Origin of the sequence: Meiothermus sp. (assembly GCF_037443965.1) — a bacterium.
In the GTDB taxonomy this organism is placed as follows: domain Bacteria; phylum Deinococcota; class Deinococci; order Deinococcales; family Thermaceae; genus Meiothermus.
In genome coordinates, this window is sequence record NZ_JBBINI010000050.1 from 1 (window position 1) to 11486 (window position 11486).

The 11486-nt window shown below is 61.5% G+C and carries 14 protein-coding genes and 1 CRISPR repeat array; of the genes, 6 read left to right on the forward strand and 8 right to left on the reverse strand.

Features of this window, described 5'->3' with window-relative positions; translation table 11 throughout:
- Window positions 1-548: 548 nt before the first annotated feature.
- The 7 genes from gnd to WKI89_RS16950 form a co-directional block, all read right to left on the reverse strand.
- Entirely contained in the window at window positions 549-1451 is a 903-nt protein-coding gene (gene gnd, locus WKI89_RS16920; RefSeq protein ID WP_337871552.1) for a phosphogluconate dehydrogenase (NAD(+)-dependent, decarboxylating), read from the reverse strand.
- A gap of 143 nt (window positions 1452-1594) precedes the next feature.
- A complete protein-coding gene (locus WKI89_RS16925) occupies window positions 1595-2467 on the reverse strand; it encodes a MurR/RpiR family transcriptional regulator (protein WP_337871553.1) in 873 nt (290 codons plus the stop codon).
- Window positions 2468-2588: 121 nt separating this feature from the next.
- The gene (locus WKI89_RS16930) at window positions 2589-3080 is read right to left on the reverse strand and encodes an 8-oxo-dGTP diphosphatase (RefSeq protein ID WP_337871554.1); all 492 of its coding nucleotides are present in this window, start codon (window positions 3078-3080) and stop codon (window positions 2589-2591) included.
- A 9-nt stretch (window positions 3081-3089) separates the two neighbouring features.
- Complete coding sequence (locus WKI89_RS16935; RefSeq protein ID WP_337871555.1) at window positions 3090-3458, reverse strand: hypothetical protein; 369 nt, start codon at window positions 3456-3458, stop codon at window positions 3090-3092.
- Between the two features lie 103 nt (window positions 3459-3561).
- The gene (locus tag WKI89_RS16940) at window positions 3562-4308 is read right to left on the reverse strand and encodes a C4-type zinc ribbon domain-containing protein (RefSeq protein ID WP_337871556.1); all 747 of its coding nucleotides are present in this window, start codon (window positions 4306-4308) and stop codon (window positions 3562-3564) included.
- A 56-nt stretch (window positions 4309-4364) separates the two neighbouring features.
- A complete protein-coding gene (locus WKI89_RS16945) occupies window positions 4365-4979 on the reverse strand; it encodes an MBL fold metallo-hydrolase (RefSeq protein ID WP_337871557.1) in 615 nt (204 codons plus the stop codon).
- Window positions 4980-5024: 45 nt separating this feature from the next.
- Window positions 5025-5711 carry a rhodanese-like domain-containing protein gene (locus WKI89_RS16950; RefSeq protein ID WP_337871558.1) on the reverse strand — a complete coding sequence of 229 codons (687 nt, stop codon included), beginning with the start codon at window positions 5709-5711 and terminating at the stop codon, window positions 5025-5027.
- On the opposite strand from WKI89_RS16950, the gene WKI89_RS16955 reads away from it, so the two are divergent.
- From WKI89_RS16955 to meaB, 6 genes are all read left to right on the forward strand, one after another.
- A complete protein-coding gene (locus WKI89_RS16955; protein ID WP_337871559.1) occupies window positions 5710-6354 on the forward strand; it encodes a GNAT family N-acetyltransferase in 645 nt (214 codons plus the stop codon). The genes WKI89_RS16950 and WKI89_RS16955 overlap by 2 nt on opposite strands.
- Before the next feature lie 279 nt (window positions 6355-6633).
- The gene (locus WKI89_RS16960; protein ID WP_337871560.1) at window positions 6634-7095 is read left to right on the forward strand and encodes a hypothetical protein; all 462 of its coding nucleotides are present in this window, start codon (window positions 6634-6636) and stop codon (window positions 7093-7095) included.
- A gap of 220 nt (window positions 7096-7315) precedes the next feature.
- Window positions 7316-7693 (forward strand): RidA family protein, encoded by a 378-nt coding sequence (locus tag WKI89_RS16965; RefSeq protein WP_337871561.1) that lies wholly within the window; start codon window positions 7316-7318, stop codon window positions 7691-7693.
- A gap of 22 nt (window positions 7694-7715) precedes the next feature.
- Complete coding sequence (locus WKI89_RS16970; protein ID WP_337871562.1) at window positions 7716-8498, forward strand: universal stress protein; 783 nt, start codon at window positions 7716-7718, stop codon at window positions 8496-8498.
- Window positions 8499-8507: 9 nt separating this feature from the next.
- Entirely contained in the window at window positions 8508-8948 is a 441-nt protein-coding gene (locus WKI89_RS16975) for a RidA family protein (protein WP_337871563.1), read from the forward strand.
- Between the two features lie 79 nt (window positions 8949-9027).
- Window positions 9028-9954 carry a methylmalonyl Co-A mutase-associated GTPase MeaB gene (gene meaB, locus WKI89_RS16980; RefSeq protein WP_337871564.1) on the forward strand — a complete coding sequence of 309 codons (927 nt, stop codon included), beginning with the start codon at window positions 9028-9030 and terminating at the stop codon, window positions 9952-9954.
- Between the two features lie 5 nt (window positions 9955-9959).
- On the opposite strand, the gene WKI89_RS16985 is transcribed toward meaB, so the two are convergent.
- Window positions 9960-11126 carry an aminotransferase class I/II-fold pyridoxal phosphate-dependent enzyme gene (locus WKI89_RS16985; RefSeq protein WP_337871565.1) on the reverse strand — a complete coding sequence of 389 codons (1167 nt, stop codon included), beginning with the start codon at window positions 11124-11126 and terminating at the stop codon, window positions 9960-9962.
- A gap of 26 nt (window positions 11127-11152) precedes the next feature.
- Window positions 11153-11480: a CRISPR direct-repeat array (repeat unit 37 nt; unit sequence ATTTCAGTCCTCTATCGCTCGAGGACAGCATTTCTTG).
- The last annotated feature ends 6 nt before the right edge of the window (window positions 11481-11486 follow it).

Below are 11486 nucleotides of genomic sequence, written 5' to 3' on the forward strand. Positions count from 1 at the left end.
CACCCAGACGTAGGTAGCCACCAGGAGGGTTTCTGCGTCAAGATAGTACAGGGGGTGCTCTCTGTGGGTTTCCATAGCACCCCCTCTTTTTTACATCCCCTGGGGTAGGTCAAGTAGCACACGAAGGAATCATAAGAACCCAAACTCCCGAAAATGTGACAAATAACCGTAAAGCAACGCGGCGACGTAACGGTAGGATAGCATAGCTCCTAAGAATCAACATGAGATGGCATTAATAGGTTTAGTCGTGCGGTGGCCGAAAAATTCGGGGGACTGTGGTCGCCACGCTGGGGCCAGCGTCGTGGGCTAGGCAATGGCTCGATCTCTCGTGGAATGGCAACAGAAGCATTCGCAAAGCAGCCGTGGCTTTCGGCATTCGTCCCATCGGTACCTCCTGCCTATCTTGAGACCCCGCCTTGGTAAAGGCTACGGATGTCGTACTACCTGACTGGAGGTGGGGCGGCTGGTGACGCTGGGTTGGGCTGCGAGCCCCAGGCCAATACAGTCCAGCAACGTGCTGTGGCTGGCCTGCCAGGTGCGCCTGTAAATTACTCGGCTTCTACAACCGAATGTCCGCCGAACATTTTGCGCATCACTGCCAGCAGACGCTCGTTGTAGTCTTCTTCATCTTGGCTTTCGAAGCGGGTAAAGAGCGACTGGGTAATTACCGGAATCGGTACGCCCAGCTCCACCGCTTCTAGCACCGTCCAACGGCCCTCCCCCGAGTCCGCTACCACCGGAGCGATGCCCTCCAGGTTCTGGTCGGATGCCAGGTACTGCGCGGTCAAGTCCAACAGCCAGCTGCGAATCACCGTGCCGTGCCGCCAGGCTTCCGTAAGCTGCGCCAGATCGAAACCAAACTCCTTTTTCTTGCGCAGCAGGTTCAGCCCTTCGGCCAAAGCCTGCATCATGCCGTATTCGATACCGTTATGCACCATCTTAGCAAAGTGCCCTGCCCCCACCGGCCCCGCATGCACCCATCCGGTGTCAGGTGTGGGGGCCAAGGCCTGCAACACAGGTTTCAGGCGCTCGGCGACTTCCGCCGAACCCCCAAACATCAGCCCGTAGCCGTTTTCGAAGCCCCACACCCCGCCCGAGACCCCCACGTCGGCGAACCCGATGCCCCGCTCGTCCAGCATTTTGGCCCGGCGCTGCGAGTCTTTGTAGTAGGCGTTGCCTCCATCCACCACTAGGTCGCCAGGCGACAAAAGGGAGGTAAGTTGGGCTAAGGTGTTTTCGCTGACTTCTCCAGCGGGTAGCATCAGCCAGACGGTGCGCGGGGGGGTGAGCATGGAGCAAAGGGCAAAGAGTGAGCCTGCGCCAATCAGACCTTCGATGCTCTGAGGCACGGCAGGGTTTTGATCGAAACCCACCACTTCGATACCATGGCGTATCAGCCGCCGGGACATGTTGCCGCCCATTCTTCCGAGTCCGACAAATCCGATCTTCATGGGTCTTCCTATTCAGGCTGCAGCAGGATTTTGAGCGCGTCTTTTTGCCGAAGTTGGGCGAAGGCTCGTTTCTAATTAAAGTTTTGGGCCAGAGCCAAACTGCCTATCAACCTAAACCAAACATACGCTTCATCACTTCCTCCTTATAGACGCTTTTCCTTGAGGGCTTCACGGGTCTTGCGCAGCCGCTCGCTCGAGAGGGGCTCGAGTCTCAAGTGCAGGGTCACGCACAGGGCATCCACCATGCACAGTTGAGCAATTCGAGAGGCAATCGCCTCGCTGCGGTAGCTCGACTCGGGGCTCGAGGTGCGCAGGGTCAGATCGGCAAGCTGGGTGAGCGGGGAGCGCTTGAGCCCGGTGAGCGCGATCACGGTGGCACCGCTGTCTCTAGCCAGTTCCACCGCGTCCAGCACGTCGCGGGTAGAGCCAGTATGGGAGATCGCCAGCACCACGTCGCCAGGGCCAGCCAGCGCACACACCTGAGCGGCAAAGTAGGGGTCGTTGTGTGCTCGAGACACCAAGCCCAGTCGGCTAAGCTTATGCGCGGTATCCAGCGCCACGATGCCGCTGACCCCGCAGCCCACCACCTCGATTTTTCGTGCACCCAGCAGCGCCACCACCACCCGCTCGAGCACTTCCTCGTCGGTGTGCGCGAGGGTTTCCCGCAAGGTAATTTGCGAGGTTGCGAACACCTTCTCCAACACCTGCAAGGCGGTGTCGTGAGGCGCAATTTCGGGGTTGAGGCTGCTCACGCCAGGAACTAAGCTCTGGGCGAGGCGAATCTTAAAGTCCTGGAAGCTGCGAAACCCCGCCCGCCGGAACAGCCGCACCGCGGTGGGCTCGCTCGAGCCCGCCGCCTCGGCCAACTCGGTGATGGACTGACTAAGCACCGTTCTGGGGCTGCCCACGATGTAGTCAATCAGCCGCGAAGAACTCTCACCCACCTCGGTCCGAATAGCCTGAATCCGCTTGAGAACAGAGATTTCTGGCTGGGGTGAGGGCTTAGAGAGCGGCATGTAAACGTCCTGACAGAAGGGTTGGAATGAAAAAAAGGTTTCATATATTTTATCAATTCTATGAAAGTTATATATCATACCCCGGCCGTTGTCTAGGGTAATTGCTCACTGCACGTGGCCATCATCGAGTGAACGACCAGGATACCGGCTGGCCACTTTCGTAGGGCATCACCCCGTGGAAGGGGCGCGGATCGGTATCGAAAACCAGGGGCAAAAAGTGCTTATCGCCTGGCCACAGAGGAAGTTCTAGGCGCAACATTCTTTCGATGGAAACCCATTCCAAGCTTCCTTCGGGGTTGGACTTTAGGGGTGTGCCCGACCACCGGGGAATCACAAAAATAAAGCCAAACCAGTCTTCCCCGTTTTTACCAAAGCCCGGCCAGGAGAGGGTTCCGCGCAGGATGAGCTGATGGGCCTCGAGGCCCGTTTCTTCGCGAATTTCCCGGCGCATACCGGCGGCTACATCTTCGGCGGGCTCGAGCTTGCCCCCCAGCCCGTTGTACTTGCCAAAAGCGGGGTCGTCGGGGCGAGCGTTGCGGTGAATGAGCAACACCTCTTTGCCATCGGGCGAAAGCACGTAGCCCAGGGTCGCGAGAATGGGGGTATAGGGCACGGCTCTACGCTACCGGTCTTGGGCAGGTGGGTTCAACTGCAGGGTTCGCTCCACCCAGCCCAGCGCTTCCGGGCGGCTTCTGGCTCGGTAGACAACCTCACGGGTACGCAGGTCGTAGACCTGGAAATTGGCAGTAACACGATAGGGGGAATGGGGAATCTCTTGCAGTGCAGATGCGTTCTGACCGGCCTCCTTCGCCTGCTTGCGCATCATCCAGAAGATGACCAGGAAGGCCAACAGCAAAAGCCCGGCCACAAACCAGTAGGTCAGTATTTTTTCCGAACGGGTACAGTTGCAAGCTGCCAGACCGGGAGTTGAGTAGAGCAGAGAGGACACCATCCCCATCCGTAGGGGAAAAAAGGGGTTTCTCCAGGGCACAGGTTACCCTCCCACATAATCCTCGAGGGCGCGTCTCTTGCCGATCTTATGAGCTGCGTCTGGCAGGTAACAAAGCTGAGTGCAGCGTTTGTCTCTGCGCAACCTACTCACCCTTCCACAGAATGCGCCCACAGGAGGGGCAGCGCACCACCTTTTGGGCTTGGTGGATCTGCTGGGCCACGTGCATGGGGAGCTGCACGTTGCAGGCCGTGCAGCGGTAGCCGTTGCTGGTTTTAGCCATTTTGGCCAGGCCTGTACCTTTGCGGGCCTTGCGGATGGACTCATACTCCTTGACTACTGGGGCCGGGATGGTAGCCGCCAACTGGTCGCGGTCGGCCTTTTTGGACTGGTAGGTGGCCTCGAGGTCCTCCACCCGCTGCCGGTTGGCCGTTTCCAACTCCTCGAGCCGGGCCCTGGCCTCCTCCTGACGGGCCCTAACGCCCTCGATCTCTTTTTCCAACTCGTCCATCTGTTGCATTAGGGGAAGTATCTCCCCCACAATGTTTTTCTTGTCGTTGCCCTCAATCTCTTCGATGCGGTCTTCGAGCTGGCGCATCTGCTCGCCGTACTGGGTCTGCTCCTTGGCGCTTTGGGCCTGGGACTGGGCTTGTTTGGCTTTTCCGTACTTGCCTTTGAGATCTTGCAGCTCGAGGTCGGCCTTATGGTAGGCCATGCGCACCTCGCGCAACTGGTCTTGCAGGCCGCCGAGCTGATTTTCCAACTCCTTGAACTGCACCCGGGCTTGCCCCAGCTCCACAGGTATGTGGGATTGATCTTCGCGGATGTGGTCAAGCTCGAGGTCGCGTTCCTGTAAGCGGTTCAACTCGGCCAACGGGTCACTCACACACATAGTCTAACATCCCCCACCGGGCCTCGGGTCGGGGGTCTGGAGGCCGAGTCGGGAATTTAGCCCATAAGATAGGGGTTGCTGGCGATTTCTTGGGCAAGGGTGGTAAGGGGGCCATGACCGGGGTATACCACCGTCTGGGGTGGCAACTGGGTGATTTTTTTCAAGGAAGCAAACAGGGCTTGAGGGTCGCAACCCGGCAGATCGTAGCGGCCAATTCCACCCCGAAAGAGCACATCCCCACTCACCAGATGACCGGTTTGGTAGAAACCCACGTGCCCCGGCGCATGGCCGGGCAGAAACAACACCTCCAGGCCCAGACCAAAATCCAGAATTTGCCCCTCGGCCAATGGCTGGACAGGTTCTGGGGGTTGGGGAATGAAAAGCCCCCAGCGGGCCGCGCTCTGGGCGGCGCTGCGGTAGAGCGGCAAGTCGGCTGGGTGCAGGTAGACCGGCAAATTCAGGGTCTCGACCAGGGAAGCCACCGCCCCCACGTGGTCGAAATGGGCGTGGGTCAGGAGAATTGCCTCAGGATTAAGGCCCACCCGCTGCACCTCGGCCAGGATGCGCTCGGGCTCGTCGCCGGGATCTACGAGGGCACCCCGTCCATCCTTGCCTACCAGCAGGTAGGTATTTTCCTGCAAGGGGCCTACCGCCAAACCATATACTTTCATGCCCTACAGCCTACAGGCAAATTGGGCGGGAGCCCCAACTCCCCCTCAGGACCGCTCCACCGGCAGGTCGGCCTCGGCCTCCCACTCGAGCATGCTGCCCAGGTAGTTGCGGGCCTGCACCCCCTGCTGCCGCAGAAGCCAGAATGCGGTGGCACTGCGCGCACCGCTGCGGCAGTGCACCCCTACCTCCTGGCCGGCCTGTAGACCCAGGGCCCCTGCGTTGTCCGGCCCAAAAGCGCCCAGGGGGATGTTTTTTGCGCCGGGAATCCGGGTTATGGCAAACTCGTGGGGTTCGCGCACGTCCAGCAGAAGTCGGTTGGACGCGGCCAGAATCTCATCCGCGGTAAGCAGCATCTGGCGGTTGAGCTTTGCCCAGGGTTCGCCCGCTTTGGGCTGGGCTGGGGTCTGCTGGGTGGCCCGCGACTCCCACCCCTGCGGCCACAGGTACACCTCCAGCCCCCCCAGGGCCAGCATGAAGGCCGTTTTGGTCAGGCGGGTATTGAGACCGGTGTCGTAGACCACCACCGGGCAGTGGGAGCCGGCCCCAATGCGGCCATTGAGGTCGGCCAAGGCCTGCTCGAGCTGCTCTAACTCCTCCTCGCTGCGTAAGCGCGCGCGAAAGCCCGACAGGTCTATATTGAGCGCACCTTCCAGGTGCCCCTGGGCATACTCGGCAGGTGAGCGGCTATCAATCAGTAAGGCGTGGGCGGGCGGTTCGCCGGTAAGTATCATGCGTCCAATTGTACCGGGGGAAAGCCTCGAGCCGCGATTTTGTATCCTGGAAGCCATGAGCCTGCATGTGGAAGTGCTCTGGGGCTCCGCAGTCGCCCCTTGGATCCCCGAGCTGGCCCGCCTGCGCATGGCGGTTTTCCGCGAGTGGCCCTATCTGTACGAGGGGAACCTCGAGTACGAACAGCACTACCTGGCCAAATTCCTGGAACTTCCCGAAAGCACCCTGGTGGTGGTGCGGGACAAGGAGCGTGTAGTGGGCGCCTCCACCGCCCTACCGCTCGCACAGGCCGAGGCCGAGTTCCAGACCCCCTTCACCCAGGCTGGACTGGACCCTGCCGAGTGGTACTACTTCGGCGAGTCGGTGCTGGAACCGGCCTACCGGGGACAGGGACTGGGGGTGGCGTTTTTCCGTCACCGGGAGGCCAGGGCCCTGGCGCTCGGCTATCGCTTGGTAACGTTTTGCGCTGTCGAACGACCCGCAAATCATCCCCTCAAGCCCGCCGATTACGCCCCGCTGGATGCTTTCTGGCAGCGACGCGGGTTTTCCAAGCGCCCAGACCTGGTTTGCCACTTTTCCTGGCAAGACCTCGGCCAGCCACAGCCATCCGCCAAGCCGATGGTGTTCTGGGTCAAGGAGCTCTAATACAAAGCGCATAAATTGACAATCGTTTCACAATTCCGGGTGTGGACAAAATCGCCTCAGAATCGAGAAAATCAAACTTCTCTGTATGAGAAACACCCAGATACCCACAAAGTTATCCACAGGAAACCGCAGGTTATCCACAGAGTTATCCACAGGCCCGCACAACAACTGGATGAGAAATAAATGAACCCCATCCTAAAAGGGCTATAAGCCATATATGAGTACAAACTTCACTTGCTTCTACAACCAGACACTAGCATGATGATTCAAAGGATACCTATGCAGCCAACGGATGCTCTGCCCAGCGTCAATCTGAAAGGTTTTCTGCGCTATGTGGCCGGTTTGCTGAACCGCTGCCCCCACTGGGTAGCCTCGCTCACCCCCGACCAGGGCCATGCCATCGCCCAATCGCCCACGGGTGTGCGCTACTTGATTCAAATAGAAGCCCACACCCCCAGCCACGAAGGGGCCTTGCAGACCGTATGGGCAGCCCAGCAGACCCATCGCGCGGACAGAAGCCTCCTGATTGCCCTAAACGGACAGTACAGCCCATTGCTTCGGGAGCTTGCCCAGTCCAGCGGGGTTCACCTGTGGACCTTGGAGGAGGTGGACTTTTTGATGATGGCCGCCGACCTCGAGTCCAACACCCCCCTGGCCTACCTGGGCCTCGAGGTTCAGCAGCCCAAAACCACCATCGCACCCCCACCCACCCCGGCTTCGCAGCCCACCCAAGGTTTTTGAGTTGCTTCATCACAGGCTCGACCCTGCCGTTCCATGGGGCGAAAGGGTCGGCTTCGACCGGCTCAACCAACCCCTGCGCCGACAAGCTTGGCAGTTTTCTACCCAAGGCGTGTCGCTGTGAGCTGCCGATTCACAAGTCTGATGGAGAGCTCCATCGCCCGGTGGTTGAGGGTGAAAAAGCCCAGCGCCGATCGGGCCAGCTTTGGTATAAGCTGTGGGCATGAGTCAGCAGCGTGTGCAAACCGATCAAGCCCCTCAGGCCATCGGTCCCTACAGCCAGGCTATCGCGGCGGGTGGGCTGGTGTTTTGCTCGGGTCAGATTCCCCTCACCCCTTCCGGCGAGCTGGTCGCGGGGGATGTGGAGGCCCAGACCCATCAGGTCATGAAAAACTTAGGGGCGGTGCTCGAGGCCGCCGGAAGCTCGTATGCCAAGATAGTGCAGACCACCTGCTACCTGGCCGACATGGGTGACTTCCCGGTGTTCAACAAAGTCTATGCCGAGTACGTGCGCGAGCCCTTTCCGGCCCGGGCCACCGTGCAGGTGGCCCGCCTCCCACGGGACGTGAAGGTCGAAGTGGCCTGTATTGCGCTCCTGTGAAGTACAGTCTCTGGGTGACTGCATGAAGATTCTCCACCCCACCGATTTTTCCCCTGCTTCGCGGAAGGCCCTCGAGCTGGCCCAGAAACTGCGCGACCTGACCGGGGGTTCGCTCACCATCCTGCATGCCACCGAGCCACGTTACGCCAGCCCGGCCCACTTCTTCGACACACAAACTGAAAAAATCTTCGATGAGGCCGAGCAAGCCTGGTCGGTGTGGATGGGGCGGCAACTGGCGGCTTTGGATGCCAAAGCTCAAACCGTGCTCGAGCCGCGCAAACCCATCCCGGTCATCCTCCACCATGCCGCCAGCCATGACCTAGTGGTGATGGGCACCCATGGCGAGGACAGTCTGATGGATCGCTTACTGGGCACCACCACCGAGCGGGTGATTGCCCAGAGTACCAAGCCTGTTGCCGCCGTGTCCAAAGAAGCCGAACCGCAGGGCCTCTCGCATCTACTGGTGGGTTGGAGCCCCACGCCAGGCTCCGAGCGGGTGTTGCGGCTGGCCCACCACATCGCCGAGGCCAGCGGGGGCAAAATCACTGTGCTGCACGTGGGAGATGCAGATGAACTCGAGCGGATCAACCAGTCCATCAACGCCTTGCCCCTGGCCCTAGAAGGCCGCCTCGAGGCCAAGGTGCTCTCCACCGACCAGTCGCCTGCCGCCGCCTTGCTGGGCTTTGCCCACGAGCACCAGGCCGATGCCCTATTCGTGGGACGCAGCCGGGCTGGCGGCTTTTTTGGCTCGGTCACGCGATGGATTCTCAACCATGCCCAAATTCCGGTCTTCGTACAGCCCTAAGGAGGCCCCATGCAGGTTGAACAGCGCCTACAGCAGCTTGGCATCGTGTTGCCCGAGGTCAAACCCCCCATGTTTAGCTTTGTGCCCTGGGTGCGAAGCGGCCACTTGGTGTTTGTGTCGGGGCAGGTTTCCAGTCTCAAAGGCAAGCTAGGCCGCGAGGTGAGCACCGAGCAGGGCTACCATGCAGCCCGCGAAGTCGCGATCCGCCTGATTGCAGTGCTGAAGGACGCAGTAAGCGACCTGGACAGGGTTCATCGGGTGGTCAAGCTGCTGGGGATGGTCAACTCCATGCCCGACTTTGAAGAGCAGCCCAAGGTCATCAATGGGGCCTCGGATCTGCTGTTGGAAGTGTTTGGCGACAAAGGCAAGCATGCCCGTTCGGCAGTGGGCATGGCCCAACTGCCCTTCAGCAGCAGTGTGGAAATCGAGGGGATTTTCGAGGTGGGGTAGCGTTCCCTCCCTCTGGGCCCTGTGCTACCCAACGGAGCGTCAGGGACAAAACAAGCCAGAACCGCGATAGACTGACGCTATGAACCTCTACGAGCGTTTTCTGGCCCAGGACGTGCGGGCTTTGGCCCGGGCCATCACCCTGGTGGAGTCGGGCTACCCCGAGGGGCAGGCCCTGCTGCGCCAACTGCGCGGGCGCGGCCAGGCTAAGGTGGTGGGCCTGACCGGCAGCCCGGGGGCCGGCAAAAGCACCCTTACCGACCGCCTGATCGAGGAGGCCCGCAGGCGGGGGGAGCGGGTGGCGGTGCTGGCGGTGGACCCCAGCAGCCCCTTCACCGGCGGGGCCATCCTGGGCGACCGCATCCGCATGATGCGCCACCACCAGGACAAGCAGGTCTACATCCGCTCGCTGGCCAGCCGGGGGGCCTTGGGCGGCCTGGCCGGGGCCACTGTGGCCAGCCTGGCGCTTCTGGAGGCCTTTGGCTTCGACCGCATCTTCGTGGAGACGGTCGGGGTGGGGCAGAGCGAGGTGGACATCGCCCGCGTGGCCGACACCACCGTGCTGATCCTGACCCCCGCCGCCGGTGACGCGGTGCAGGCCTTCAAGGCCGGGGTGATGGAGATTGCCGACGTGTTCGTGGTCAACAAGTTCGACCTGCCCGGCGGTGAGCGCATCGTGCAGGAGCTCAAAACCACCCTGGAGTTGGCCGCCCCTCGCCCGGCAGGCTGGAAGCCGCCCGTACTCACCGCCATCGCCCCCAAGGCCGAGGGCCTCCCGGAGCTGTTCGAGGCCCTCGAGGCCCACTACCAGCATTTGCAGCAACACCACCTGCTCGAGGCCCACCGGCTCGAGCGCGCCCGCTTCGAGGTGGAGAGCGTGATCCAGGAGTGGGGCCGCCGCAAGACCCAGGAGGGCCAGCCCCTCATCGCCCGAGTAGCCAGGGGCGAACTCACCCCCGAGGAGGCTGCTATGCAACTGCTGGGCGGGCCCCTGGGCGTTCAGGTTTAGCTGCTTCAATCTGCAATCACACTGCGCATAAAGGCTCCGATCTGCTGGGCCGCCCGGCGCAACACCGCCTCGGGCTGCACCAGGGCAAAGCGCACGTACCCCACCCCACCCGGCCCAAAGGCCCGCCCCGGCGACAGGGCCACCCCGGTCTGGGCCACCAGGGCCTTGGCAAAGGCCAGGTCGTCCAGGGCCAGGCTGGAGGGCAGCCGGGCCCACAAATACATCCCGGCCTCGGGGAGCGGCACCGTCCAACCTTGCTGGGCCAGGGCCTCCACCATGGCTACCCGGCGGCGGGCCCAGGTCTGGGCGTCGGTCTGCAGGCGGGCCTGGGGTACGGCCAGCGCGGCCATGCCCATGCGCAGGATGCCTAGGTACTGGTTGAAGTCGATGGGGGCTTTGAGGGCTTCCAGGCTAGCGATGGCCTCGGCGTTGCCCAGGGCAAAGCCCAGCCGGAAACCGGCCAGGTGGTAGCTTTTGGAGAAACTAAAAAGTTCCACCACCCGCTCCCGCCCTCCCGGCAGGGCCAGGGGCGAGGGGGTGGGTTTCAGGGCCTGGTCGAGGTAGGGGTTGTCGTGGATGAGCAACAGGTCGTAGTGGCGGCAGAACTCGAGCGCCTCCGCAAAAAATTCCTCCGAGGCCAGGGCCGCGGTGGGGTTGTTGGGGTAGTTGAGCAGCAGCGCCTTAGCCCGCCGGGCCGCCGCCTCCGGCACAGCCCACAGGTCGGGCAGCAGGTGCTCGCCCAGCGGCATCTGGTGAACCTCGAGGCCCGCCACTTTAGCCGCTCCAAAATAGGAGGGGTAGGCCACATCGCACATCAGCAGAACCTCGCCGGGGTCGGCCACGGCCATCAGCAGATGGGCCAGCCCCTCCTGCGAGCCAATCAAGCTCAGGGCCTCGCGCCGGGGGTCGAGCTGCACCCCGTAGCGCCGGAAGTACCAGTCGGTGGCGGCCTCGAGGAAGGGCAGGGTGCCCGACTTGAGGCAGTAGCCGTAGCTCGAGGGGTCGTCTATGGCCTGTTTGAGGGCCTCCAAGGCCTCTGGGGGCGGGGGCAGATCGGAAGCCCCAATCGAGAGATCCACCACCTCGAGGCCCTGGGCGCGGGCCTCGGCCTTGGCCCTGTCCATCTCCAAAAAAACCCCTCCTCCGGTGGGGGTGCGGCTCGAGCGAAACATATGGTTTACCATACCGCAAACCGCGCCTTTCAGTCCTCTATCGCTCGAGGACAGCATTTCTTGTTCGTATTCCTCGAATGTCAGCGCCCACCGTATAGAATTTCAGTCCTCTATCGCTCGAGGACAGCATTTCTTGTAGTCGGGTTAGGTGCTACTCCATCTGATAGGAAAAATTTCAGTCCTCTATCGCTCGAGGACAGCATTTCTTGGCGTCTGCGCCACGGTGTACGCAAATAGAAATGAATTTCAGTCCTCTATCGCTCGAGGACAGCATTTCTTGGCTACATACACCCGCGCCCAATCTCGCGGGGCAGGCTATTTCAGTCCTCTATCGCTCGAGGACAGCATTTCTTGCTCCGG

Excerpts from the sequence above, each read along its gene's own strand:
- WKI89_RS16970 (WP_337871562.1), top strand. The coding sequence starts at position 7,716 with ATGAAGATTCTCCACCCCACCGATTTTTCCCCTGCTTCGCGGAAGGCC.
- WKI89_RS16955 (WP_337871559.1), top strand. The coding sequence starts at position 5,710 with ATGCGTCCAATTGTACCGGGGGAAAGCCTCGAGCCGCGATTTTGTATC.
- WKI89_RS16940 (WP_337871556.1), bottom strand. The coding sequence starts at position 4,308 with ATGTGTGTGAGTGACCCGTTGGCCGAGTTGAACCGCTTACAGGAACGC.
- WKI89_RS16965 (WP_337871561.1), top strand. The coding sequence starts at position 7,316 with ATGAGTCAGCAGCGTGTGCAAACCGATCAAGCCCCTCAGGCCATCGGT.
- WKI89_RS16975 (WP_337871563.1), top strand. The coding sequence starts at position 8,508 with ATGCAGGTTGAACAGCGCCTACAGCAGCTTGGCATCGTGTTGCCCGAG.
- WKI89_RS16925 (WP_337871553.1), bottom strand. The coding sequence starts at position 2,467 with ATGCCGCTCTCTAAGCCCTCACCCCAGCCAGAAATCTCTGTTCTCAAG.
- gnd (WP_337871552.1), bottom strand. The coding sequence starts at position 1,451 with ATGAAGATCGGATTTGTCGGACTCGGAAGAATGGGCGGCAACATGTCC.
- WKI89_RS16945 (WP_337871557.1), bottom strand. The coding sequence starts at position 4,979 with ATGAAAGTATATGGTTTGGCGGTAGGCCCCTTGCAGGAAAATACCTAC.
- WKI89_RS16950 (WP_337871558.1), bottom strand. The coding sequence starts at position 5,711 with ATGATACTTACCGGCGAACCGCCCGCCCACGCCTTACTGATTGATAGC.
- WKI89_RS16960 (WP_337871560.1), top strand. The coding sequence starts at position 6,634 with ATGCAGCCAACGGATGCTCTGCCCAGCGTCAATCTGAAAGGTTTTCTG.
- WKI89_RS16985 (WP_337871565.1), bottom strand. The coding sequence starts at position 11,126 with ATGTTTCGCTCGAGCCGCACCCCCACCGGAGGAGGGGTTTTTTTGGAG.
- meaB (WP_337871564.1), top strand. The coding sequence starts at position 9,028 with ATGAACCTCTACGAGCGTTTTCTGGCCCAGGACGTGCGGGCTTTGGCC.